Source organism: Cupriavidus sp. CER-90 (assembly GCF_057652055.1).
This window is the reverse complement of record NZ_JBYGYM010000001.1, coordinates 681,046-705,952: the sequence shown is the minus strand read 5'-3', so window position 1 is coordinate 705,952 and position 24,907 is coordinate 681,046. Positions and strand designations below refer to the sequence as shown.

The 24,907-nt window shown below is 66.9% G+C and carries 21 protein-coding genes and 1 pseudogene; 10 read left to right on the top strand and 12 right to left on the bottom strand.

The genetic code is table 11. The features are described from left to right. The first annotated feature begins 106 nt into the window (after positions 1–106). The gene (locus tag AC24R4_RS03140) at positions 107–973 is read left to right on the top strand and encodes a LysR family transcriptional regulator (protein ID WP_400394929.1); all 867 of its coding nucleotides are present in this window, start codon (positions 107–109) and stop codon (positions 971–973) included. 24 nt (positions 974–997) lie between these two features. On the opposite strand, the gene AC24R4_RS03135 is transcribed toward AC24R4_RS03140, so the two are convergent. Both AC24R4_RS03135 and AC24R4_RS03130 read right to left on the bottom strand, forming a co-directional pair. Beyond that, a complete protein-coding gene (locus AC24R4_RS03135) occupies positions 998–2,296 on the bottom strand; it encodes an MFS transporter (protein ID WP_400394932.1) in 1,299 nt (432 codons plus the stop codon). A gap of 72 nt (positions 2,297–2,368) precedes the next feature. Beyond that, entirely contained in the window at positions 2,369–2,995 is a 627-nt protein-coding gene (locus AC24R4_RS03130; RefSeq protein ID WP_487522205.1) for a TetR/AcrR family transcriptional regulator, read from the bottom strand. Between the two features lie 161 nt (positions 2,996–3,156). On the opposite strand from AC24R4_RS03130, the pseudogene AC24R4_RS03125 reads away from it, so the two are divergent. Beyond that, positions 3,157–3,926: pseudogene (locus tag AC24R4_RS03125) on the top strand (SDR family NAD(P)-dependent oxidoreductase). 216 nt (positions 3,927–4,142) lie between these two features. Continuing rightward, positions 4,143–6,086 carry a methyl-accepting chemotaxis protein gene (locus AC24R4_RS03120; protein WP_487522204.1) on the top strand — a complete coding sequence of 648 codons (1,944 nt, stop codon included), beginning with the start codon at positions 4,143–4,145 and terminating at the stop codon, positions 6,084–6,086. Positions 6,087–6,173: 87 nt separating this feature from the next. Here AC24R4_RS03120 and AC24R4_RS03115 read toward each other — a convergent pair whose 3' ends face one another. The 8 genes from AC24R4_RS03115 to scpC form a co-directional block, all read right to left on the bottom strand. Continuing rightward, positions 6,174–7,409: a BON domain-containing protein gene (locus tag AC24R4_RS03115; RefSeq protein ID WP_487522203.1), complete on the bottom strand. Its 1,236-nt coding sequence runs from the start codon at positions 7,407–7,409 to the stop codon at positions 6,174–6,176. Positions 7,410–7,630: 221 nt separating this feature from the next. Further along, positions 7,631–7,999: a hypothetical protein gene (locus tag AC24R4_RS03110; protein WP_487522202.1), complete on the bottom strand. Its 369-nt coding sequence runs from the start codon at positions 7,997–7,999 to the stop codon at positions 7,631–7,633. 220 nt (positions 8,000–8,219) lie between these two features. Then, positions 8,220–8,618: a cupin domain-containing protein gene (locus AC24R4_RS03105; RefSeq protein WP_487522201.1), complete on the bottom strand. Its 399-nt coding sequence runs from the start codon at positions 8,616–8,618 to the stop codon at positions 8,220–8,222. 81 nt (positions 8,619–8,699) lie between these two features. After that, positions 8,700–9,539, bottom strand: a complete 840-nt coding sequence (locus AC24R4_RS03100) for an AraC family transcriptional regulator (RefSeq protein WP_487522200.1) — start codon at positions 9,537–9,539, stop codon at positions 8,700–8,702. Continuing rightward, entirely contained in the window at positions 9,523–10,482 is a 960-nt protein-coding gene (locus tag AC24R4_RS03095; protein ID WP_487522199.1) for a patatin-like phospholipase family protein, read from the bottom strand. The genes AC24R4_RS03100 and AC24R4_RS03095 overlap by 17 nt, the downstream gene beginning before the upstream one ends. 112 nt (positions 10,483–10,594) lie before the next feature. Next, positions 10,595–11,119, bottom strand: coding sequence for a helix-turn-helix transcriptional regulator (locus tag AC24R4_RS03090; protein WP_487522198.1), 525 nt, complete (start codon positions 11,117–11,119; stop codon positions 10,595–10,597). Between the two features lie 9 nt (positions 11,120–11,128). Then, the gene (locus tag AC24R4_RS03085; protein ID WP_153948771.1) at positions 11,129–11,401 is read right to left on the bottom strand and encodes a hypothetical protein; all 273 of its coding nucleotides are present in this window, start codon (positions 11,399–11,401) and stop codon (positions 11,129–11,131) included. A 298-nt stretch (positions 11,402–11,699) separates the two neighbouring features. Continuing rightward, entirely contained in the window at positions 11,700–13,226 is a 1,527-nt protein-coding gene (scpC, locus tag AC24R4_RS03080) for a succinyl-CoA:acetate CoA-transferase ScpC (protein WP_400394597.1), read from the bottom strand. A gap of 427 nt (positions 13,227–13,653) precedes the next feature. Between scpC and AC24R4_RS03075 the strand changes: the two genes are divergently transcribed. Further along, the gene (locus AC24R4_RS03075) at positions 13,654–15,408 is read left to right on the top strand and encodes an FAD-dependent oxidoreductase (RefSeq protein WP_400394599.1); all 1,755 of its coding nucleotides are present in this window, start codon (positions 13,654–13,656) and stop codon (positions 15,406–15,408) included. 176 nt (positions 15,409–15,584) lie between these two features. Then, positions 15,585–16,577 carry a tripartite tricarboxylate transporter substrate binding protein gene (locus tag AC24R4_RS03070; protein ID WP_400394601.1) on the top strand — a complete coding sequence of 331 codons (993 nt, stop codon included), beginning with the start codon at positions 15,585–15,587 and terminating at the stop codon, positions 16,575–16,577. Between the two features lie 120 nt (positions 16,578–16,697). Here the strand turns inward: AC24R4_RS03070 and AC24R4_RS03065 are convergent, their stop codons facing one another. Further along, the gene (locus AC24R4_RS03065) at positions 16,698–17,675 is read right to left on the bottom strand and encodes a hypothetical protein (RefSeq protein WP_400394603.1); all 978 of its coding nucleotides are present in this window, start codon (positions 17,673–17,675) and stop codon (positions 16,698–16,700) included. 438 nt (positions 17,676–18,113) lie between these two features. Here AC24R4_RS03065 and AC24R4_RS03060 point away from each other — a divergent pair, with 438 nt between their 5' ends. The 3 genes from AC24R4_RS03060 to AC24R4_RS03050 all read left to right on the top strand — a co-directional run bounded on the left by AC24R4_RS03060 (position 18,114) and on the right by AC24R4_RS03050 (position 20,433). Continuing rightward, positions 18,114–18,416, top strand: coding sequence for a hypothetical protein (locus AC24R4_RS03060; RefSeq protein ID WP_487522197.1), 303 nt, complete (start codon positions 18,114–18,116; stop codon positions 18,414–18,416). 294 nt (positions 18,417–18,710) lie between these two features. Beyond that, complete coding sequence (locus tag AC24R4_RS03055; protein ID WP_400394844.1) at positions 18,711–19,787, top strand: alpha/beta fold hydrolase; 1,077 nt, start codon at positions 18,711–18,713, stop codon at positions 19,785–19,787. A gap of 166 nt (positions 19,788–19,953) precedes the next feature. Further along, complete coding sequence (locus tag AC24R4_RS03050; RefSeq protein WP_101682206.1) at positions 19,954–20,433, top strand: nuclear transport factor 2 family protein; 480 nt, start codon at positions 19,954–19,956, stop codon at positions 20,431–20,433. Positions 20,434–20,513: 80 nt separating this feature from the next. Here AC24R4_RS03050 and AC24R4_RS03045 read toward each other — a convergent pair whose 3' ends face one another. Next, positions 20,514–22,259, bottom strand: coding sequence for a dipeptidase (locus AC24R4_RS03045; RefSeq protein WP_400394837.1), 1,746 nt, complete (start codon positions 22,257–22,259; stop codon positions 20,514–20,516). Between the two features lie 236 nt (positions 22,260–22,495). Between AC24R4_RS03045 and AC24R4_RS03040 the strand changes: the two genes are divergently transcribed. Then, entirely contained in the window at positions 22,496–23,230 is a 735-nt protein-coding gene (locus AC24R4_RS03040; protein ID WP_400394840.1) for a glutathione peroxidase, read from the top strand. Positions 23,231–23,445: 215 nt separating this feature from the next. Further along, positions 23,446–24,852 carry a dihydrolipoyl dehydrogenase gene (locus AC24R4_RS03035; protein ID WP_487522196.1) on the top strand — a complete coding sequence of 469 codons (1,407 nt, stop codon included), beginning with the start codon at positions 23,446–23,448 and terminating at the stop codon, positions 24,850–24,852. Positions 24,853–24,907: the final 55 nt, after the last annotated feature.

Below are 24,907 nucleotides of genomic sequence, written 5' to 3'. Positions count from 1 at the left end.
TGCAAGGCGGTTGTGGAGTGTGTCGTTGATTGTAATCAGCAGAACTCGTAATATGAAACGAATCATTTTTTGACTAAGTATCGAAAATTTCGATGCTTGCATCCCCTTGCTGCGCTACTTCAAGACTTTCCTCGTGGCCGCCGAAACCGGCTCGTTTTCCGCTGCGGGCACGCGGCTGGGCCTGACGCAATCGGCCGTGAGCACGCAGATCCGCCGCCTGGAAGAGGATCTGGGCTGCACGCTGTTCGATCGGTCGGGCAAGTCGGTGGCATTGAGTGACGAAGGCCGCCAGATGCTGGACGATGCCGCGCGGATCGTCGGCCTCTACGAATCGATGAAAGGTGCGCGGGCCCAGCGCGACATGGCGCCGCTGGACCTGGGCGCCGTGTCCACCGTGCAATCGAGCCTGCTCCCCCAGGCGATGCAGCGTTTCAGGGTGGCGCACCCGGACACCCACGTGAACATCGTGCCGGGCATGTCGACGCAGTTGCTGACCCAGGTGGATGCCCGCGAACTCGATATCGCCGTGCTGGTGAAGCCACGCCTCGGCATTCCGCCAGAACTGAAATGGGTGCCGCTGATCCGCGAACGGTTCGTGGCCGTGGCGCCGCCCGACGCGCCGGACCATCTGAAGACCCTGCTGGAGACCGTGCCGTTCATCCGCTACAACCGCCATTCCACGGGCGGGCAGCTGGTGGATCGCTACCTGCGGCGCCACCGGCTGTGGGTGCGCGAAGGCATGGAGCTGGACGAGCCTGCCGTGATCCTGCAGATGGTGAGCGAAGGGCTGGGCTGCGCGATCATTCCGTCGGCCCTGGTGCCGCTGCGGCAGACCCCGCACATCAAGGAAGTGCCGATGCCGGGCCAGCCGCTGTATCGCGAGATCGGCGTGCTGGTGCGGCAGTCGGCGCTCAAGCGTGCGTCGGCTGCCGCCCTGATCGACGCGTTCGTGGCGGCCAGCCGCGAACGCTGAGGGGCAAGGAAGGACCGGGACGTCTCAGGCCCGTGCAGGCTGAGGCGTGGCTGCCGGCGCCTTGCGGCGGACCATCAGCGCGAGCAGCGCGGCCACCAGGCAGGCGCTGCCGGCAACGTACAGCGCCGGCGAGTAGGTGAGCCACAGCGTGCGTGACAGCCCGGCGCCAAATGCCGCCGTGGCCGCGCCGATCTGGTGCGCGGCGAAGATCCAGCCAAACACCATCGGGGCGCGCTCGCGGCCGAACGTGCTGCCTGCCAGCTTGATGGTGGGCGGTACCGTGGCGATCCAGTCCAGACCGTAGAACATGGCGAACACGGACAGGCCATAGAGCGTGAATTCCGAGTGCGGCAGCCAGAACAGCGACAGGCCGCGCAGCGCGTAGTACCAGAACAGCAGCTTGCGGCTGTCGTAGCGGTCCGACAGCCAGCCGGACATGATGGTGCCGACGAAGTCGAACGCGCCCATCATCGCCAGCGCCGAAGCGGCCGGTACGGGCGACATGCCAAAGTCTGCGCACAGCGCGATGAAGTGGGTCTGGATCAGCCCGTTGGTGGACAGTCCGCAGATAAAGAACGTGCCGGCCAGAATCCAGAACGTCTGCGTGCGGGCCGCCTCGCGCAGCACCACGAACGGACCCGACCATGACACGGGTGCGGCCTGCGCCGGCGCCGCGGCAACCGCCGCCGGCACTTCGCCATAGGGCGCCAGGCCAACGTCGGCTGGCCGGCCGCGCAGGAACCCAAGCACCACCACTGCCAGCGCGGCACATGCCGCCAGTACCGGCAGCACTGCCACGCGCCAGCCCATATGCTCGATCAGCCATGCCGCGACGGGCAGGAAGGCCAGTTGCCCCGTGGCGGAGCTGGCGGTCAGCACGCCGATCACCAGCCCGCGCCGCGCCGTGAACCAGCGGTTGGCCACCAGCGCGGCCAGCACCAGGGCCGTCAGTCCCGAGCCGATGCCCAGCATCAGGCCCCAGGCGACGAACAGCTGCCAGATCTGTGTGGAGATCGTCGCCAGTGCCATGCCACCGGCAATCAGCGCCAGGGCCGCACAGACCACGTTGCGGACACCGAATCGCTCCATCAGGATGGCCGAGAATGGCGCCATCAGCCCGAACAGCGCAAAGCGGAAGGCCAGGATCGATGACACCTGGTCGGTACTCCAGCCCATCTCGGTGGTCAGCGGTTTGAGGAAGGCGCCGGGCAGGCCGAGCGCGGCGGAAGTGGTCAGCATCACGCAGAACGTGATGGCGGCGACGATCCACGCGTAGTGGATGCCGCGCCGGTCCAGCCGGCGGGATAGGGCTTGCGCAAACATGGGGCTCCGTTGGGGGCGATGGGGTGGAAGGAAGAAAGGCATCGACGGGTTCTGGCGCGATGCCAAGGGGGATCAGGCGGGGGCCACCTCGCCGGCGTGCAGCAGCCAGGCGCGCGCGGCGTCGAGGATGTCGTCGGAAAGGGCGTCGCCGGCCGTGGCGCGTGCCAGCGTGACGGCACCGACCAGCGTGGCCATTTCCAGCAGGGCAGTGCGGTGCGCGGCGGTGTCGTCGGCGCCCGGCTCGCCGGCTGTCGCATCGGGGGCCAGCGTCTTCCACGCGGCCAGCAACTGCCGGATGCCATCCAGAAAGGCGCCGCGTACGGGCTTGCCAGCCGGTTCGCGCGCCACGTCGCCCACCAGTGCCGACGCCGGACAGCCATGTTCGGGTGCATCGCGATGCACTTCGCTAAGGTACTGCTCCACCAGACAGCGCCGGGCGGCATGGTGGTCGCCGCCGGCCTGCTGGATCCGCTGCCGCCAGCGCGCCGCAGAATCGGCAAATGCCCGCGCGCAGCCTGCCGCCGCCAGGTCGTCCTTCGACGAAAAATGGCCGTAGAAGCCGCCATGGGTCAGCCCGGCATCCGCCATCACCTGTGCCACCGTGACGCCGTGCAGGCCGTATTGGCGGAACAATCGTGCCGACGCGGCCTCGATGGCTGTCCTATGCTGATCGGCGACTGCCCGTGATGCGCGTGCCATGTCGATCTCCTTGTCGCAAATTCTTGAAAAACGAGCTTGACCGGATTTTAGATGATGTCCATACTTTATTCAATAAATGTTGGTCGTCATGCAAAAGAGCAGCGGACGGCCGGCAATGGAAGTGTTGCAACCTGTTCCTCATCCCCAAAGGAGAACCTGTCATGTTCAAACTGTTCGATATGTCTGGCCGCGTCGCGGTCGTCACCGGCTCCACCAAGGGCATGGGCCTGGAAATGGCGCGCGCCCTGGGCCAGGCCGGCGCCCGCGTGGTGGTGTCGGGCCGCGACGCCGCGGTGTCCGACAAGGTGGCGGCCGGCTTGCGCGAACAGGGCATCGATGCCACGGGCATTGCCTGCGACATCGTCAGCCTCGACAGCGTGCGCGCCTTTGCCGACCAGGTGCTGGCCAGGTTCGGTCGCGTGGATGCGCTGGTCCTGAACGCCGCCGGCAGCACGGCGGTCGGTTCGATGCTGGGGCAGGGGCCGGAGCAGTTCGACGAGGTGATGGCCGGCAACGTGCGCGGCAACCTGGTGCTGGTGAACGCGCTGGCGCCGCAGATGATCGAACGCAAGGACGGTTCGATCATCTTCATGTCGAGCATTGCCGCGCGGCGCGGCTCGGCTCGGCCATGCTGGCCCTGTACAGCATCTCGAAGGGCGCCACCGATCTGGCCATGCGCAACCTGGCGCAGACGCTGGGCCAGTACAACATCAACGTCAACAGCATCAACCCGGGTCCGGTGCGCACGGACTTCTCGCGCGACGCGCTGTGGGGCGACCCCGAACGCGAGAAGGCGTTGTCGGCCAATATCCCGATGCGCCGCATCGCCGAGGCCAGCGACGTCGCCGGCCTGGCGGTGCTGCTGGCATCGCCGGCGGGCCGTTATATATCGGGGCAGACCATCGGCCTGGACGGCGGCGCCACGGCGTAGCACCGCGTCCTCCGCGCAGCGCACCAGCGCGCGGCCGGCTGCATGCATGGGCGGCCGGCCCGCGCTTTTCCTGGGCATTCGGCACTGGCGTTGTGCGCCGAACGCACTGAAGTTGTGCGACATCAAAAAGTCAGCGAAATAGCGGGAAAAATGGCTTTATTCCTATGAATTGAAGCCGTTACAGCGGGCTATGAGACCCTTGAAACCAGGACGATCGTGACCGCATTCCTGACCCCCGCCATCGGGCTGATGTCCCGCCTGACCATCACGCGCAAGCTGGTGCTGCTGTCCGTACTGTTCCTGATCCCGCTGGGCGGGGCGCTGTTTGCGGTGCTGAACCAGTCGGTGCAGTCGATCCGCGACACGCAGGACGAGCAGCGCGGCCTGAAGCTCGTCGGCATCGCGCTGGACTTCATGCGCGAAACGCAGGTACGCCGGGGCGCCGCCAATGGCGTGCTGCTCGGCAACGCCAGTTTCCGGCCCACCTTCGAGGCGGCCGACGCCAAGGCCGCGCAGCATCTGGCCGGCCTGCTGGGGGAATCGGCCGCCATCGAATCGTTTGGCATCGCGCCCGACGTACAGAAGCTGGACGAATCCTGGCAGCAGATCCGCAAGCTTGGCTTCGACACGCCTGCCGCGCCGCTATTCGAGCGCCATACCGCGCTGGTCAGGCAGACGCGGTTGTTCATCGGCGACGTGGCCGACCATTCGTCGCTGGCGCTTGACCCCGAGGCCGGCTCCTACTACCTGATCAACCTCGCGGTGGGTCCGATGCCCAAGCTGGCCGAAGTCAGCGCGCTGGCACGCGGGCGGGGCGCCGGCATCATCGCGCAGGGCGGCTATTCCGACGCCGCGCAGCAGGCCGAGCTGGCCGCGCTGGCCGACCAGATCCTGGACGGGCTGGAGGCGGCGCGCCGCGACATGGCGCGCGTGGAACGCGCCGCGCCGCAGTATCAGGCCCGTGTGGGTGCGGCGATGAAGCAGCTGGCGGCCGTGGACAACTTCTATCGCACGCTCAAGGTCAGCATGCTGGGCTCGGCCGGTATCACGATCGACGCCAAGTCGTACTTTGCCGAGGGCACCGCCGCCATCGAAGCCGTATCAGCGGTCAGCCGCGAGTTCACGGCCCTGGCGGACGTCATGCTGGCGCGGCGCGTGGCCGCCGAGCAGCGCAAGCTGGCTGTGCTGGCCGCCATTGCGCTGCTGACCGTGGGCGGCGCGCTCTACCTGTTTGCCGGATTCAGCCGTGGCATGCGTGACGACGTGCGCGATGTGGCCGACCTGGTGGCACGCATCAACGACGGCGACCTGGGCGTGCAGATCGCGGCGCGCGGCCGGGACGAACTCAGCGACGTCAAGCGGCACCTTATGACGCTGGTGGAGGCATGGCGCGGCATCATCGGCGATACGCGCGACAGCGCGCAGAACGTGCTGGTGGCGGCCGGGCAGATCGCGCAAGGCAATGCGGACCTGTCGCAGCGCACCGAGGCGCAGGCGTCGTCGCTGGAGCAGACCGCGGCCAGCATGGAGGAACTGACGTCGATCGTGCAGCAGAACGCCGGCAACGCCAGCCAGGCCAGCACGCTGGCTGCCGAAGCCGCCGGCATTGCCGTGGCGGGTGGCGAGTCGGTAGGCCGCATGCGCCAGACCATGAGCGAGATCGAGGCCGATTCGCGCCGGATCGTCGATATCATCGCCGTGATCGACGGCATTGCGTTCCAGACGAATATCCTGGCGCTCAATGCGGCCGTCGAGGCTGCCCGCGCCGGCGAGGCAGGGCGAGGCTTCGCGGTGGTGGCGGGCGAGGTACGCACGCTGGCCCAGCGCGCCGCCAATTCGGCCAAGGAAATCCGCACGCTGATTTCGCAGTCGGCAGGCCGTGTCGCCGATGGCACGGCGCTGGCCGTCGATACCGCTGCCACCATGAGCGAAGTGGTGACGGCGGTGCAGCGCGTGACGACGATGATGGACGAGATCAGCCGCGCGTCGCACGAGCAGAGCGGCGGCATTGCGCAGGTCAACCAGGCGGTCACCCAGATGGACGAGGTCACCCAGCAGAACGCCGCGCTCGTGGAAGAGGCCGCGGCGGCGGCCCGGGCCCTGCAGGAACAGGCCGAGCGCATGGAGCAGACGGTGAGCGTGTTCCGGCTCGCGGCATAGATCGCGTAAAACGCGTAAAACGGAAGCCCCTGGAAGCAAAGCGCCCGCTTCGCAGCGGGCGCGTCTTTCCGGCGGGCTTGACCGGCCTTACCAGCCGTTGAAGCCGCCGGCGCCGGTGACGGCGGCATCCACGTCCTGGCGCTGGACGCGGATGTTGTTTTCCACTTCCGTCACGCCGAACGTGTTGTCGGCCAGATCCTCGATATCGTATTTCTGGCCGCGCGTCTGCACCGTGCCGCCAAGCGTGACCTTGCCCTTGTCGACGTCGACCGACACCTCGCGCACGTCGATGCCGGTGGTGAAGGTCAGCCGTTCGCAGATCTCGTCGCGGATGCGCTCGTCGGTGCGCGTGTAGCCGCGCGGGCCGGTGCGCTTTTCCATGGCGCCGGGGCCGAACCAGTCGCTGACGGCCTGGCCGATGCGGTGGCCCAGGTTGTAGAGCGCGCCATGCTCCGTTTCGCGGTCGTCGTCATGGTCCCGCCGCGCATCGCGCCAGCGTGCGCCGGCGTCGCGTCCGGATGGGGAATAGCCGCGCTCCCGGTCATCGCTGCCGCCGCCCATGTAGTCGCGCCCGTAGCGTTGCGCGTGGTAGTCGGGACGGCTTTCGCCCCACTCGTCGCGCGGCTCCGTCCAGTAGCGGGTATCGCTGCGCAGGTCGTTGAAGTAGGCGGTGTGGCCGCTGCCCTGACCGCTGTGCTGGCCGCCGCCCTGGCCCCGATATGCCGGGGCGCGTTGCTCTGCCGTGCGCAGCCAGGCCTGGTCGGCACTGCCGAAGCCGCGTTCGTCGCGCCGTTCGCCCGACCCCCGGCCCGGCTGGCTGCGCTGCCAGGGGTCACCGCGACCGCGGTCGTCCTCTTCGTCATTGCCGTAGTTGCCGCCGGAGCCATACTGGCCAAACTCGCCCTGCCGGCGGTGCACGCCATAGTCGGCGCGCCTGTGCTCATCGCCCAGATCGCCGTAATCGCCATATTCGCTGGCGTACTGGCGGCTGCGGTATTGCTCTCGCTGGCGCCAGTCCTGGTCGTCTTCCGGGGACTCGCCATAGCCGCCGTTCAGTCCGTATTGCAGATCGCTGCCGTGATCCTGCCGGCCGCGATAGCCCGATGGTGCCGGTCCGCCTTCGCTTAGCTGCCCCGGCGTCAGCCGCTGGCGGCGCCGCGCGTCGTCCCAGTCGTTACCGAACGATTCGGGCTGCCAGTCCTGATCCTGCCAGCGTGAGCCGCGGCCATCGTCCCAGGGATCGCCCAGGTCGTCGTCGCGACGGTTGTCATCGGCTCGCCAGGGGGTGTTCCGGCGATTGCGCTCGCTGTGGTAGTCGCCCATATTGCGCTCCTGAAGGTTGCGGGATCGCCATGCGTGCAATGCGGCGTGCCGCGTCGCACCGCTGGCCATTCGTACAATCTGGCAAGTTCCGTACCGTGGCGGCTACGCCTTGTGTGGACTGGCATGGCGGGCGGCCGGGCGCTCGGGAAACCACCCCGTTCCATGCAAGCCTTGCGCGGCTGCGTGTAAAGACTGCACGCCCCCGGAGGGTGCGCTTTGGCTCACTGCGTGTTCACGCGGCGGATGTTCGTGGCCGGCGGCGGAACGCTCGTGGCGGGCGAAGCGGGGGCCGGCGGCGCAGGCACAGGATCGCCGGGCACCGCATGGGGCTGGCGCACCGGGGCAATGCCCTCCACCGTGTTGAACGGGTGGCTGTTCGCGTAGTCTGTGGCCACCGCTTCCAGAAAATTCGTGGGACGCGGCGTGGCGGGTGCGGGTAATGCCTTGTCCGCATGGGCGGCCGTGTGGAAGCAGAGCAGCAGGACGCGCAGCAGCAGGATAACGTCGCGAATCCGGTAGCGGATGAGGTGGACTTGGCAGGGGGGAGGCGGCGCGACGACGCCCGGCCGCAACTGTGGCGGAATCAACATGGCAGTTCTCCGGGAAAGGAGCAATACGCTCCGGATCAGGGTCGAGACGCGGCGCCGCGCTCGATGCGTCTGATTGCAGGGAACATGCCATCGCCAAATGCCGGCTGGGCGCCTGGCGCCCGTCACATTCGGCGGATAAAACTAGGCAAACTGCTACGTCATTCCAACACCTGGCCTCGCGATGCGTTGGGGAAATGCCAACGACCAGACCGCCGGCGCGTCAGATCCAGACGTCGTTCCGCGCCGTGCGGTCGCCGCCCTGGTCGCCAGTGTTGACCACGCCGCGCGGCTCGATCAGCAGCATGCGGACTTCCGCCTCCGCGACCGGCCTGTGCTCGACGCCTTTGGGTACCACGTACATTTCGCCCGCGTTGACGATCACGTGGCCATCGCGAAAGTCGAGGCGCAACTGGCCGTCGAGCACGATAAACGTCTCATCGGTATCGGCATGCTGGTGCCAGATGAACTCCCCCTCGATCCGGACGATCTTGAACTGGTAGTCGTTCATTTCGGCAATGACGCGCGGCTGCCAGTGGTCGGTGAACAGGCTCAGCTTCTGGGTGAAATTGACCGCGCTGGCAGCGCGATGGGCGGGGACTGCGACGGGCGATGGCTGCATGACAAGGCTCCTTGTGGCGTATGGGACAGGCGGCCGAGTCTGCGCCTGTGTCGGCGCACGGTCTTGTACGATCGTGCAGGCTCAGGTCGCGGCGCCTCGCAACGCGCGCAGCCAGCGGCCCGGCGAATGCCCGAAGGCGCGTGTGAAATGGCGGGTCATATGGCTCTGGTCGGTGAACCCGGCGCAGACGGCGGCGTCGGCCAGCGACTGCCCGGCCGCTGCCAGCCGCCTGACCATGTCCAGCCTGCGCATCACCAGATAGCGATGCGGACTGGTGCCAAAGAGCACCCGGAAGTCCCGCGACAGGCTCCAGCGGTCGCGGCCAGTGGCCTGCTCCAGCTCGTCGAGTGTCACCGGACGCTCCAGGTTGTCCTGCAGGCAGGTCCGGGCCAGCTCGGCGGCGCGGTAGTCCACCGCCTGGCGTCCGCGCGCCGCCCCGGCCGCCGCGGCCAGCGCGTGCGCAAGGTCGAAGATCGCGTCGTCCTCCTCCAGCGGGTCCAGGGTGCTGTCCATGGCCTGAAGCAAGGTGCCGGCCGCCGCAAACAGCCGCGGATCGTCGGAACGGCCACCGGCCACGAATGGCAGCGGTCTGCCGCCCAGCACGCGCTGGATCAGCGCAGGCTCGATGTAAAGCATGCGGTAGTGGAATCCCGCGTCGGTGCCGGCATGGCCATCGTGCGGCTCGTCCGGATGCAGCACGATGGTGCCACCTGGCTGGCTATGAACCATGCCCCGTCGATAGGAAAAGCTCTGCACGCCGGCCAGCGTGCAGCCGATGGCATAGGTGTCATGGCGGTGCATGTCATAGCCATGGCCGCCGAAAAACGCCTCGATACGTTCCATCTGGCGCGCCGACGCGTCGCGTTGCACCCAGTCGCGCTTGCCCGGCAGCGCAATGCCGGCGTCAGTGGACGCCGCCATGCGTGGTCGAGTGGTCATGGGTGTGGGGGTGGGCATGCGGGGCGCCGGCCGGGGGCAGGCCGATGTCGGCGCTGCAGCTCGGGTTTTCGGCATCGTGCGCGTGCGGTTCCAGCGCGCCGGGCACCCGGCGGCTCGACAGACCGTCGGCGCGCAGCCAGGCCAGCGTCGCCGCGGCCGCGCGGTCGATCAGCTCGCCGCATCGGCTGTAGTCGTACGGCGAGACATCGAGCGGACACAGGGGCGGCACCACGGCAATGTGGGCATGCTCGCCCCAGCGTTCCAGGTCATGCACCAGTTGCCGCGCCACCAGCAGCGACAGCGCATTGAACGCATGTTCGATCGCGCCCTTGGGCGGACGCCGTTCGGCGCATGCAAAGCCCGCCGGCAGCACGATGATGCGCGTGGCGCCAAGCCGGATGGCCGTGGACACGGGCGTATTGTTCGCCACGCCGCCGTCGATCAGCTTCTGGCCGTTGATTTCCACGGGCGGGAAGACGCCCGGGATGGCCGCGCTGGCCAGCACGGCCTGGACGATATTGCCCGACGACAGCAGGACTTCCGCGCCACTATGCATGTCGGTGGCGACAATGTGCAGCGGCAGGGCCGCGTCCTCCACGCGTGCGTCCCCCAGATGGCGCTTCAGCAGGCGCTTCAGCGCCATCGACTCCACCAGATGGCCGCGATTGCCAATGATCATCCCAAGCATGCTGCGCCACGACCACGGCAGCACCTCGGCCCGCGTGATGCTGCGCCACAGGCCTTCCAGCTTCGAAATGCCATCGGGGTGAGGGTTGCTGGCGAAGTAGGCGCTGTTGATGGCACCGGCGGAGGCACCGATGACCAGATCCGGCGCGACGCCCCAGCTCACCAGCTCGCGGAGCATGCCGACTTCGATGGCGCCCAAACTGCCGCCGCCGGCGAACACGAATGCAGTCTTTTCCATGGTCTTCAGGATCTGGGCAGCCTCGCCCGTCGGGGTTTGAACAGATTGTGGTGTGGAGAGGATAGGCCACTTCCGGTCCGGCAAAAAGGGCCGGCAGGGTGGAAATGACCCGTCAGGCCACCAGCGGCTCGAGTTGCTGCCGGATTTCCGGCACCAGGCGCGTGGCGCTGCGTGCCAGGTTCACCTGCATCGTGACTTCGGCCACATCGACCAGCGCGGGGTCCAGGTCATAGCTGCCGCGCTGCGCCAGCCAGCGCAGCACGTCCGCCAGGTGCCAGACCGACGCGGACCCTTCGTGCACCGGCAGCGGAAACGACGCGGGATAGCTGGTCATCAGCTTGCGCATGTTCTGCCGCGAGACCCCGACGGCCTCGGCCACATCGGTCAGGCCGACCAGGTCCGGCGTGGCCTCGATCAGCCGCGCGTGCGGCGCGGCGCGCCGCACATCGGCCAGCGCGCTGACGATGGCGCCATGGGCCGTGTCAGCCTCGCGCGCGAACATCAGCGCAATGCGTCCCGGCATGCCGATGCCGACCAGCGCATCGTCACAGCCGCTGGCCCCAAGGCGCTCCACCACGTCGTCGTGGTCGTTGTCCGAATCGGGGAGCTGGTATTTCAGGGTGAAGTTGTATTCCATGTTGTCCTGTCAGTGCGAGACACCAGGGGGCGCTTTGCGGTCTTGATGGATGGCGCAGTGGTCCACCACGCGACGCAGGAACCGGGCATGCAGTTCCGGGTTGCGCGGCGTGCTCCAGATCGACACGATGCAGAATTCTCCGCAGCGGCAGGCGGCGCAGTGATAGGGGCAGTACAGCTTGCCCCAGGCATGCGATCCGCCCAGCTTGCAACGCCAGAATTCGCCCTCGGCGTACTGGACTGCGGCTTCGATTTCCTTTCTTGGATGTTTATCCCGACCCATCAGGCCTCCCACGATATGCGGCAGCTCGCGAGTTGTCAACTGACAATCTGCGAGACGGTTGACGAAAAGCAGTGGGAGAGACCCTATCAGGCCGCGCCGGGAAAATGGCGATTTGGACACAAAAGACACAAACTCGCACGAACATGTGTCGGCGAGCGTCCGGGACACGGACTGGAGATCCAACGGGAGGGTGGCGACGACGCCTTGGAACCGGCCGCCGCGAGCGCGGGGCCTGAAGCGCCATCGGACCCGCAACACATGCTGCGGGTCCGGAGGGGCGGCTGGCGCGGACGGGCGGTCAGGCCGCCAGCGGTTCGTTTGCCGGCTTGCCCGCGGCCGTCAGCATGGTGCCGTGGTCGCGGTAGTGGGTGTGCCAGGCAAACGCTTCTTCCAGCACATGGGGCGTCTGCCCGCCGCGCAGGCAGGCCCGGCGGTAGTAGTCGAGCAGGCCGTCGCGGTAGGCCGGGTCGGTGCAGTTGTTGATGACCTGCAGCGCACGCTCGCGCGGCGCCAGGCCGCGCAAGTCAGCCAGGCCATGCTCGGTGACGAGGATGTCCACGTCGTGCTCGCTGTTGTCCACGTGCGTCACCATCGGCACGATGCTGGAGATCTTGCCGTCCTTGGCCACCGACTTGGTGACGAAGACCGACAAATACGCATTGCGCGCGAAGTCGCCCGAGCCGCCGATGCCGTTCATCATGTGCGTGCCGCCCACGTGCGTGGAGTTGACGTTGCCGTAGATGTCGCATTCCAGCGCCGTGTTGATTGTGATCAGGCCCAGCCGGCGCAGCACCTCGGGGTGGTTGCTGATCTCCTGCGGACGCAATACGAGCTTGCTCTTGTAGTGCTCAATGTTGTCCAGCACGCGGCGATACACCGGCGCGGACAGCGTCATCGACGCCGCCGAGGCAACGCGCATCTTGCCGGCGTCGATCAGCGCGATGGTGCTGTCCTGCAGCACCTCGGAATACATCGTCAGATCATGGAATGGCGAATCGGCCAGGCCGTGCAGCACCGCGTTGGCGATGGTGCCGATGCCGGCCTGCAGCGGCTGCAGGGTTGGCGACAGGCGGCCGGCGCGCACTTCGCGCTCCAGCAGCGCATTCAGGTGGCCGGCAATCTGGCTCGTCTCGGCATCGGGCGGCAGCGCGTTCGACGGGCTGTCGTCGGCTTGCGTGATGACGATGGCCGCGATGCGCGACGGGTCGACGGGGATGTAGGGCAGGCCGATGCGCTGCTCCACGGCAATCAGCGGGATGGGCTGGCGATACGGCCGCTGCACGGGGAAGGCGATGTCGTGCAGGCCTTCCAGCCCGCTCGGCATGCTCAGGTTCAGCTCGATGATGACCTGCTTCGCCATCTTGGCGAAGCTGGCCGAGTTGCCGACCGAGGTGGTAGGCACGATGCCGCCCGATTCGGTAATGGCGGTGGCCTCGATGACCGCGATGTCCACCGGGCCGATCTGGCCGCTGCGCAGCAGTTCGGCGGTCTCGCCCAGATGCTGGTCGATGAACATGACCTCGCCGCCGTTGATCTTGCGGCGCAGCGTGGCGTCGGACTGGAACGGCAGGCGGCGCGCCAGCACGTTGCTGTCGGCCAGGATCTTGTCGGTATCGTGTCCCAGCGAGGCGCCGGTGATCAGCGTGATCTGGAGCGGATCGGTGGCGGCGCGGCGCGCCAGCGCGACGGGAACGGCCTTGCAGTCGCCGGCACGCGTGAATCCGCTCATGCCGACGGTCATGCCGTCCCGGATTAGGCCTGCGGCTTCATCGGCCGACATGATCCTGTCCTGGAGGGCGGCCAGGCGAATGCGATCGCGGTACATCTAGTCTCCTTGCTGGGGGCTGTCTGATCTGCCGCCAGGGGCCTCGTGGGTCCATGACGGACGGTGCGTCTTGGAGGCGCGTAGCACAGTGTAGCGACCGCTTAATATTCTCACCATGATTTAAAGCTCTGAAGTTCAGTCGGATTTTTCATAGTCATGCAGATGGCACGCTACCGGCGTAGCGTGTGGCAAGGAGAGGGCGGCGAGAACCATACATGGAGCCTTGTCCTGGCTTCATGATCCTGCGCAAGAGTGGTGCATGCCGAACCGTTTTCGGGGGCGCGAACATCGCGGCTGTGTTTCCGGGCTGGCGGGGCTACTATGCTTTCCAGCGCGGCCGGCATGCCCGGCCAGGCAGTCTTCGCAGTCTTCGATCGATGCATCACGCGCCGGCGTGGCCGGCCGCTTCACAGCAACGGGGGAAAGCATGGAGATGACCCAGGCGACGTCGGAACTCGACGCCCATCCTGACACCGATGACGCACCGGCTGCGCAGCCAACGCTGACCGAACTCGAGGCGCCGTTCTCGAACCTGGAAACGCGCCGGCACCAGATGTTCCCCACGTTGACGCAAGCCGAGATCGACCGTATCCGGCGTTTTGGCGAGGTTCACACATGGCGGGCCGGCGAGCTGATCTTCCAGGTCGGCGATGCGGGTCGCGGCATGCACGTGGTGCTGGCCGGGCGCGTGCGGATCGACCGTCGTGACGGGTTGGGCCACCGTACGCCGATTACGGAGGAAGGCCCGGGCCAGTTCCTGGCCGAAGTCGGACAGTTGACCGGCAAGCCGGCGCTGGTGGATGCGGTGGCGCTGGAGGATGTGACCATCCTGGTGGTCCCGCCACCCAGCCTGCGGGCGCTGCTGGTGGCCGAGGCCGACCTGGGCGAGCGCATCATGCGCGCGCTGATCCTGCGTCGGGTGGGGCTGATCGAGCAGGGGGGCGGGCCGGTGCTGGTCGGCAAGGGCACCGAGCCGTTGCTGCTGGCATTGCAGGCGTTCCTGCGCCGCAACGGCCATCCGCACCGGGTCATCGACATCGAGACCGATACCGATTCCACCTGCCTGCTCGACATCAGCAAGGCGCCCCAGAGCGATTTCCCGATGGTGATCTGCCCCGACGGCAGCGTGCTGCGCGCGCCGGACGAAGGCCAGCTTGCCAGTTGCCTGGGGCTGGTGCCCGAATTCGATCCGGACCATGTCTATGACGTGATCGTGGTCGGGGCCGGTCCGGCCGGCCTGGCGACGGCCGTCTATGCCGCGTCCGAGGGGCTGTCGGTGGCCGTGCTCGATTGCCGGTCGCCGGGCGGCCAGGCCGGCGCCAGTGCCCGCATCGAAAACTACCTGGGCTTTCCGACCGGCATTTCCGGCCAGGCGCTGGCCGGCCGCGCGTTCGTGCAGGCGCTCAAGTTCGGCGCCCACATCGCCATTCCGCTAGAAGCCAAGGCACTGCATTGTGGCGAAAATCCGATCGAACTCGAACTGCAGGATGGCCGCCGCATTCCCACGCGCACCGTGGTGATCGCCAGCGGCGCGCAATACCGGCGTGCCGAGATCGACTCGCTAGAACGCTACGAGGGACGCGGCGTGTACTACTGGGCGTCTCCAGTGGAGGCCAAGCTCTGCAAGGACGAACACGCGATGCTGGTGGGCGGCGGCAATTCGGCTGGCCAGGCGGCGGTGTACCTGGCGTCGCACGCGGCCGAAGTGCACATGCTGGTGCGCGGCGAAGGGCTGGAGGCCACCATGTCGCGCTATCTGATCGACCGGCTCAATGGCCTGCCGAACGTGCATCTGCACACCCATGCGCAAATCACGGCGATGGAGGGCGATGGCTGGCTTTCCACGGTCCGGTACAAGGAGCGCGCCAAAGGGCCGGAGTGCGTGGCCGTTCCGATGCGTCACGTGTTCCTGTTCATCGGCGCCGCGCCCAACACCGAGTGGCTGCGCTCGTGCCATGTGGAGACCGACAACAAGGGCTTCATCCTGACCGGCTACGACGCGCACCACTCCTGTACCGAACGGGCCGACTACACGCTCGAAACCAGCGTGCCCGGCGTGTTCGCGATCGGCGATGTCCGGTCGGGCTCGACCAAGCGCGTGGCCGCGGCGGTGGGCGAGGGCGCGGCCGTGGTAGCGCAGATCCACCACTACCTGGCCACGCTGGAACACGCCCGGGTTTGATCGCGAACGATGTCCGATTCGTGAGTTGAGGGCATCAATGTCGTTCTGAAGACGATAACCCTGCGCTTTGTTTCATGGTTACACTGCCTGCGCCTTGTCCGAAACCGTGCCGGACAGGGCGATTCAGGTATTCGACCGGGCCCAAGCCCGGCGCACCAACCAGGAGACAGATCATCATGGGTATTTCCTTCGCCAGCCTTGCCAGGCGTGCGGGCATTGCCGTTGCGGCGATGGCTGCCACGCTTGCCGCCGTGCCTTCGTTGGCCGCAGACAGCTTTCCCAACCGTCCCATCCGCCTGATCGTGCCATTCGCACCCGGCGGCAGCGTGGACATCGCTGGCCGGCTGATCACCGATGCGTGGGGCAAGCAGCTGGGGCAGTCGATCGTGGCCGACAATCGTGCCGGCGCTTCGGGCAATATCGGCATGGACCAGCTGGCCAAGTCGAAGCCCGACGGCTACACGCTGGCCATCAACAACGTGGCCCTGGCGGTCAATCCGTCGCTATTCGCCAAATTGCCATTCGATACGGCCAGGGATTTTGCGTCGGTCGGCACCATGGGCACGTCGCAGCACGTGCTGGTGGTCAACAACGCGCTGCCGGTGAAGAGCGTCAAGGAGCTGGTGGCCCTGGCCCGGGCGCAGCCGGGCAAGCTGAGCTTCGGATCGGCCGGGTCGGGCAGCACGTTCCATATGGCGGCCGAACTGTTCAAGACCGAGTCCGGCACCGACATCCTGCATGTGCCCTACAAGGGCGGTGGCCCGGCCCTGGTGGATACGATTGCCGGCCAGGTGCAGATGAGCTTCCCGGTGCTGTCCGCGGCGCTGCCGCACGTGCAGGCCGGCAAGCTGCGCGCGCTGGCCGTGACCGGGCCCAGGCGTTCGCCGCTGATGCCCGACGTGCCCACCATGGCCGAAGCCGGCCTGCCGAACTACGTGTTCGAGACGTGGTTCATCGTCAGTGCGCCGGCCGGTACGCCCAGGGACGTGCTGGCAAAGCTGAACCAGACGCTCAATGCGGCATTGGCCCAGCCCGAACTCAAGGCGCGGCTACTCAAGGAAGGCTTCGAGCCGCTGACGATGAGCCCGGCCCAGGCCGATGCCATGCTGCGCAAGGAAATGGTTCGCTGGGCCGCACAGATCAAGCAGGCCGGGATCACGCCCGAGTAACGCGCGCGTAACGCACGCGTAATGCACGCGTAGCGCCTGGGTAACGCGCCCCGGGGAAGCATCGCGGGGCGCCGGTCCGCCAGATAGCCGGATCTCCAGACTGGCGGACCGCCGGCTGGCTCAGGCCGCCATCGCCGGCATCGGCGCGCCGTTGGCCGGCATCGCGTACATCAGCGGCGCGGCGCCGGCCTGGATGCGTGCGCGCTGTGCCTCGGTCGTCATCTCCTCCAGCAGCCGGGAGAAGCGCGGTTCGAACATGCCGGTCACGATGTACGTCCAGCGGTACGCCTTCAGGATCACCGCCTCCACGTCCGGCGCATGCGGGGCATCCTGCGCGCCGCGGATCACGCGCATGAAGTAGGCCGCATCGGCGTGGGCCTGTGCCTGCAGGATCGCGTCGAAGCCGCCCACGATCGCTAGCATGTCGTCGATCGCCGCATCGCGCTCGGCGTCGCTGACGCGGGTGTTCTCGCGGATCCACTCCAGTTCGTCCAGGATCGCGTGCTGCGATTCCTCGCGCCAGTGGTACAGGAACACGTCCTTGAACAGCTCGGATACGTCCGGCGCCGTGCCGATGCTGGCGCGATAGTGCGCCTGCGAGAACAGTTCGAGCTGGCAGATCACGGCCAGCACGGCCCATGTGCGCTTGCCGAGCACGAACGCGGCCACGTCGTTGGGCTGGGCGTCGAAGCGATAGCCTTCCGGCATGTCCTGCGCGGCCAGCCGTTCGATGCGGCGGAACAGTTCCTGGTGCTTCAGTTCCTCGTCGGAAAAGCGGATCAGGGCCTCCAGCGCGACCTGGTCGCCCAGCGCGTGTTGCCCGGTCAACTCCAGTACCTTGGCGCTGACAAAGCGCTCCACCAGCCCGAACATGTTGGCGTAGGTGCGGCCTTGCACCTGGCTCAGGAATCGCTGCTCCGAGGCACTCAGGAAGGGCAGTTCGTCGACGAGCGACAGGCCGTCGGGCATGAACTTGTGCGAAAGGTCGAACGTGCGGCCGCGAATCACGTCCTGGTCGATGTCCCATCGGATGCGGCGTGAAGCGGCGATGCAGCGGGCATAGCGTTGTGTGTCGGCGGAAAGGGATACAGCTTGCATTGCGAAACTCCTTGATACGTGAAATCCGTCCCATGGAGGACGTGGGGCGGATACTCGGACGTTTCGGGGTGTCGCGCGTGAGGCCGGTGTCCCGACTGCAATCGTTTTCATCGGAATCGGCACCGGAAAGCGGGACGTGCGTCCTTGGCGCGGGTTTACTCGGGGAATTACGATAGGACTACCTGCCATGCCATGCTGGACGCGGCCTGCAGACCGCCGCTGTGCGCCACCGGCCCGCTCCGTTCGCCTGCACGGGACCGAAGTCCCACGCGCGGGCACCGGGTTTTCCCCCGAAGCGGGCAAAAACCGGGACACCGGTCACCTACACGCTCGCCAGCGATTTCCGACAATGACTCCACGGATCGGCCAATGCCATTCCGGCCCACAGCCCTCCGTGTTGTTCTTCTGATTGGAGTTCGAAAGATTGGAGTCGTCGAGATGTGTACGAAAGTTGCCAAGACCCTGCTTGCCGTTTCAGCCGTTTCCGCATTGACCATCGGCATTACCCAGACCGCCCACGCCGCGTGGAGCGAAGTATTCGTTCCGTCGAATGGATCGACGCTGCACGTCAGCACGTCATCGTGCCTGCGTGGCACCTTCGATCCCTATGCGGATGGCGCGCGAATGGGCCCGCGTGATGCCTTCAGCGATGGCGGCAACCGCATCGGTTCGCGCGACGCGTACACCGACGGCGCGCGCAGCGTCGGCGCCCCGGGGGACTGCGCGATGCGCGCGGCCTGACGTGCGCTAGCGCGCTTCGCCTAGCCGCGGCAGACCACCTGCCGCAGTGCCGGGCCTTTCAACTTCCGTCGCGAGACACCGCCCCTGGTGTACGGCATCCGGCGCACCATCCATGCACCGCGTCTGGCCTTCCGCACATGGCGGGGCCGGCAGTCGGTGTTGATGTCGGCGCGCTGGAGATCGTTGTCTAAGATAGGTGAGTCGCCCGGCTCGGCCGGACGCGGCGATCTGTTGCCGGACGTTGCACGGCGGCGCGCCGCGTCTGCCGTATCCTGCCCCGTGCGCGACCCGCCCATGCCGATGCTCAAGCAGCAGATTCGCCTATGCACCAGCCCGGACCGCGTACGCCTGGCGTACGCCATCACGGGCAGCGGGCCGCCGCTGGTGAAGGCCGCCAACTGGATGAGCCACCTCGAGTTCGACGTGGGCAGCCCGGTGTGGAGCCATATGCTGTGCGCGCTGTCCGAGCAGCACACGCTGATCCGCTATGACGAACGCGGCTGCGGCCTTTCCGATCGCCACGTGGAAGACCTGTCGTTCGATGCCTGGCTGCGCGACCTGGAAACCATCGTCGATGCCATGGCCGTGGAGCCGTTTGCGTTGCTGGGCATCTCGCAGGGGGCGTCGATCGCCGTGGCCTACGCCGTGGCGCATCCCGAGCGCGTCAGCCATCTGGTGCTGCACGGCGGCTACGCGCGGGGGCGGCTCAAGCGCAACCAGGGCGACGCCATGCGCGAAGAGGCCGATCTGATGATCCGGCTGGCCGAGATTGGCTGGGGTCAGGAAAATCCGGCGTTCCGGCAGTTCTTCACCACACAGTTCATTCCGGGCGGCACCGCCGAGCAACACCGCTGGTTCAATGAACTGGAACGCGTGTCCACATCGCCGGTCAATGCCGCGCGCTTCATGCGCGTCTTCAACGAGATCGATGTGGTGGACCTGCTGCCGCGGGTCAGCTGCCCGACGCTGGTGATGCATGCCGTACGCGATGCGCGGGTGCCGTTCGACGAAGGGCGGCTGATCGCCAGCATGATTCCCAACGCCCGCTTCGTGCCGCTGGACAGCGGGAACCACCTGCTGCTGGAAACCGAGCCGGCGTGGGACCGCTGGATCGAGGAAGTGCGCGCCTTCCTGCCGGCGCCGGCGCCGTCCACCGACCCGGCCTTCGGCGCCCTGACGCGGCGCGAACGCGACATCGTCGTGCTGATCGCGCAGGGCCGCGACAACGCGCAGATCGCCGCCCACCTGGGGCTGTGCGAAAAAACCGTGCGTAACCACATCACCAGCATTTTCTCGAAACTCGAGGTCGAGAATCGCTCGCAGGCGATTGTCCTGGCGCGCGAATCGGGGTTTGACCGGCAGCGTGTCTAGCGGCCCCGGATCGCACACGAGCCGGGCGCTGCGACGAATTGCCGCTTGACATACAGGTCTGTCTACTCAACACTATGATACAGATCTGTCTACATACGGATCTGCCAGCTTCGTCACCGATTTCCGATTGATTTTCAGTTTTTTCCGATTCCCAAGGAGCCTTCCCATGTCGAGCCAACCCGAAGTTCGTCCGCCCCTGCCGCCGTTCACGCTGGAGACCGCCGCCGCCAAGGTGCGCGCGGCCGAAGACGGCTGGAACACGCGTGACCCGCACCGCGTGGCGCTGGCCTATACGGTCGACAGCGCCTGGCGCAACCGTGCCGAATTTGTGAACGGACGCGACGATATCGTGGCCTTCCTCACGCGCAAATGGCAGAAGGAACTCGACTACCGGCTGATCAAGGAGCTCTGGGCACACGACGGCAACCGCATCGCGGTGCGCTTTGCGTACGAATGGCACGACGACTCGGGCAACTGGTTCCGGTCGTACGGTAACGAGAACTGGGAATTCGACGAAAACGGCCTGATGCGCCGCCGGTTCGCGTGCATCAACGACGCACCGATCCGCGAGGCGGACCGCAAGTACCACTGGCCGCTGGGCCGCCGGCCCGATGACCATCCGGGCCTGAGCGATCTGGGGTTCTGAGGCGCCGCCCACCGGGCGCGCGCGGTGGCGGCCCTCTCCCGGCTGGCGGGAGAGGGCGCCTTGCATCACGGCTTATTGCATCACTGCATCTTCAGCAGGTTGCCCACGCGCACCAGCATCTCCGTGAACATCTGCATGTCCAGGTTCAGGTCGGAGACTTCCTTGTACTCCTTGGCGTTGTGCGCGGTGTACTTCTTGCCGGGCATGGCCGGGCCGAAGTTGATGGCGTTCGGCATCAGCTTGGCCGTCGTGCTGCCGGCCGTGGGCACCGGCCTGGCTTCGAGCCCCGTGGTGTCGCCGTAGATGTTCAGCAGCGTCGAGAGCCAGGCGCCCTTGGGGTCGCGGGCCATCCAGTCGCCCTGTTCGTGCTGGATCTCCAGCGCGGTGTGCGTCTGCGCGCCCCAGGCCTGGATGCGCTCGGCGATCTTCGCGCGCAGGGCGTCGGGCGTGGACCCGCGCGGCATGCGCACATTGGCCGTGACCTCGAGCTTGCCGTTGCGCTCGCGGATCAGCGTCGGCGACATCGTCAACGGGCCCATGAAGTCGTCGCGATAGCCCACATCCATCTTCTCGCCCAGGTAGCCGGTGCCGTACAGGTCCGTGAGGTAGCGCGTGGCGCGCGCGTACTGGTTGTCCGCGAATGGCACGCCCGACGCCTGCAGGAACATCGCCAGGCGCGGCACGGGGTTCACGCCTTCTTCGGGACGCGACCCGTGGGCCGACGAGCCAGTGACCTTCACGTCGATGGCGTCGCCGTTGCGTGCGATGTCGATCGTGAACTTGCCCTGCGCGGCTTGCTGGGCGATGAAGGCCGCCCGCGCCTGCTCCAGCGTGGCGGCCACGGCGTTCAGGTCGCCGCCGGCAATGCGGGCGGTGGCCGTCTGCGGAATCGCGTTTGCCGATGCGGCGCCGGCCATCGCGACGATGGCCGCCTGCTTGCCGTCGGCGGGCTGGTCCGGAAAGCGCACGGTCAGCGCGCCAGAGCCCTTTTCGGCCACCACGGCCGGGTACTTGCTGTCGAGCACGATGTTGTACTCGGGCAGGGCGGTCTTGTCGCGGTAGTACTTCATGCCGTCGCCGCCGGTTTCCTCGGTGGTCTCGATCATCAGGCGGATCGTGCGCGCCAGCGGCACGCCGCTTTCGCGCACGGTCTTCATGGCGAAGAGCGCCGCCGCAATCGATCCCTTGTCGTCGATGGTGCCGCGGCCGTAGAGGTAATCGCCCACGCGCGTGACCCGGAACGGGTCCAGCTTCGTGCCGTCGTCGAGCACCCATTCGTCGGCCACCACGGGCACCACGTCGGCGTGCGTAAGGATGCCGAACGTCTCCTTGCCCTGGCCCGGCAGCGTCACCTCGAACACGCGGTTGTCGACGTTGCGGAACTGCAGGCCGAAGTCGTTCGCCATGCGCTCGACGAGCTTGCCGAACGCGACGATGGCAGGGTTTTCGTGCTGCGGCACCTTGTCGTCGCGCACGGTGCGCAGCGCCACCATTTCGGTGATGCTGTCCAGCACCGCCTGCTGGTTGTGCACGCGGTTGTAGACGCCCAGCAGGCGGCCGATGTTGACCAGGTCGTCGCCCTTGAGCGGCCGCCTGGCCCGGTAGGCGCGTACCGAAGCAGCGAGCTTCGGGTCGGCCCTGACGGCAGCGTCCAGGAACGCGCCGAAACTGGCGGGCGGGGTGGCCGTGGCGCTGGCCACCAGCTGGTCGAGTTCCGGTTTGGCCAGCGTGGCCGCCGTGGCGCTGGTGGCGCTCGTGGCGCCGAGGGCGAACAGGGTGGCGGCCAGCAGGGTCGCGGCGGGTAGCCGGATGGGCAGGCGAGTCATGGAGCGGTTGTCCCTTCATGGTTTTTGTGTGCCCGCATGATAACGACGCCGATGTGGGAGCGGAAGCATTCCAAACCGTGCTTGATAGTCAAAAGCAATCGGATTCCTCCGATTGATCATAGAAATTATCAATCGGCTCGGTTGAGACAATGAATTTTACGGATCACATTCAGACCGCGACAATCCACTCCATCGCCACAACACGTGGCGCCTAACTCACCCAAGGAGTGATTTCGATGCTGCAATCCCGTGAAGGCCAACGCGTTCCCAATGTGACGTTTCGTGTGCGTGACAACAACGAATGGAAGGACGTGACCACGGCCGAACTGTTCAACGGCAAGACCGTTGCGGTGTTCTCGCTGCCGGGCGCCTTCACCCCGACGTGTTCGTCGACCCACCTGCCGCGCTACAACGAGCTGGCCCCGGCGTTCCGCGCTGCCGGCGTGGACGCGATCCTGTGCGTGTCGGTCAACGACACCTTCGTGATGAACGAGTGGGCCAAGGACCAGGAGTCCGAGAACATCGTGATGATCCCCGACGGCAACGGCGAGTTCACCGACGGCATGGGCATGCTGGTGGACAAGGCCGACCTGGGCTTTGGCAAGCGCAGCTGGCGCTATTCGATGGTCGTGAAGGACGGCGTGGTGGACAAGATGTTCATCGAGCCGGAAGAACCGGGCGACCCGTTCAAGGTGTCCGATGCCGACACGATGCTGAACTACATCGCGCCGAACGCGAAGCGTCCCGACCAGGTGGTGGTGTTCTCGAAGGTGGGCTGCTCGCATTGCGCAAAGGCCAAGCAACTGCTGCAGGACAAGGGCTACGAGTACATCGACGTGCCGCTGGACAACAAGATCCGCGGCAAGGTGCTGGGCGCCATGTCCGGCGAGATGACCGCGCCGCAGGTGTTCATCAACGGCAAGCTCGTTGGCGGTGCCGCCGCGCTGGAACAGTACCTGGCGGCCGCCTGATCCTCCCGCCCGGGCCCGGCTCCCCCGGCCGGTGTCCTGGGCACCTTTTATCGCCCCCCGCAACGCCCCCCCGCAACCTTCCGCCGGCCAGCCGGCGGCGGTGCGGGCCGGCAGTCGCCGGACCCGATGGCATCGCCCTTGGCCGCGCCATGGCGAGGACGGTGTCATCCCATCCGCCGATTGACGCAAAGCAGACTCACGAACAGGAAACGCACATGAAAACGATTCAGACCGACGTGGCAGTGATTGGCGCAGGGACCGCCGGGCTGGCAGCGTATCGCGCGGCCATCGCCGCGGGCAAGCGTGCCGTGGTCATCGAGGGCGGCGCCTATGGCACCACCTGCGCCCGTGTGGGCTGCATGCCGTCGAAGTTGCTGATCGCGGCAGCCGAGGCGGCCCACGAGGCGCGCCATACCGCCGCATTCGGGGTACACGTGGACGGGCCGGTCCGCATCGACGGCCGCCAGGTCATGGACCGCGTACGCAGCGAGCGTGACCGCTTCGTCGGCTTTGTGGTGCGCGGCGTCGACAACATTCCCGAGGAAGACCGCCTGCGCGGCTATGCACAGTTCATCGACAACACGGTGCTGCAGGTGGGCGCCAATACCGTGGTGCGGGCTAGCCGCGTGGTGATCGCCACCGGATCGCGTCCGGCCGTGCCGCCGTCGTTCACGGTGTTCGGTGACCGTCTGATCATCAACGACGACGTGTTCTCGTGGCAGGACCTGCCCGCCAGCGTGGCCGTGTTCGGCCCCGGCGTGATCGGGCTGGAACTGGGGCAGGCGCTGTCCCGGCTGGGCGTGCGGGTGCGCGTGTTCGGCGTCGGCGGTGGCGTGGGCCCGTTGTCCGATCCCGAAATCCGGGATTACGCGGCCAGGACGTTCGATGCGGAATTCCCGTTGCTGCCCGATGCCAACGTGACCGATATGCGCCGCGAGGGCGACGAAGCGGTGATCACGTTCCGGGGCGAGGACGGCAAGCCGGTGACCGAGCGTTTTGCATACGTGCTGGCTGCCACGGGACGTCGGCCGAACGTCGACAACCTGGCGTTGGAAAACACGGCGCTGGCACTGGACGCCCGTGGCGTGCCGGTGTTCGATCCGGTCACGCTGCAGTGTGGCGATGCCGCGGTGTTCATTGCCGGCGACGCCAACAACGTGCTGCCGCTGCTGCACGAGGCCGCCGACGAGGGCCGGATCGCCGGCGAGAACGCCGCGCACTGGCCGAACCTGCGTCCGCTGGCGCGCCGCGCGCCGATTGCCGTGGTGTTTTCCGATCCGCAGATCGCCATGGTGGGCAAGCGCCATGCGGACCTGATCCAGGGTCGCTTCGTGACCGGTGAGGTCAGCTTCGAGGATCAGGGCCGCAGCCGTGTGATGCTGAAGAACCGGGGGCTGATGCATATCTATGCCGACCGGGCCACCGGCCGCTTCCTGGGTGCCGAATGGATCGGCCCGCGCGCCGAGAATATCGCGCATTTGCTGGCCTGGGCGTACCAGCAGAACCTGACCATCTCGCAGATGCTGGCCATGCCGTTCTATCACCCGGTGGTCGAAGAGGGCCTGCGTACCGCGCTGCGCGATGCGGAGGCCAAGCTGACGCAACTGAAGGTGGCAGCCTGAGGCCTGCCGATCGATGACGGAAGGGGAGGTGGCGCAGGCGCGCTGCCTGCCTTTT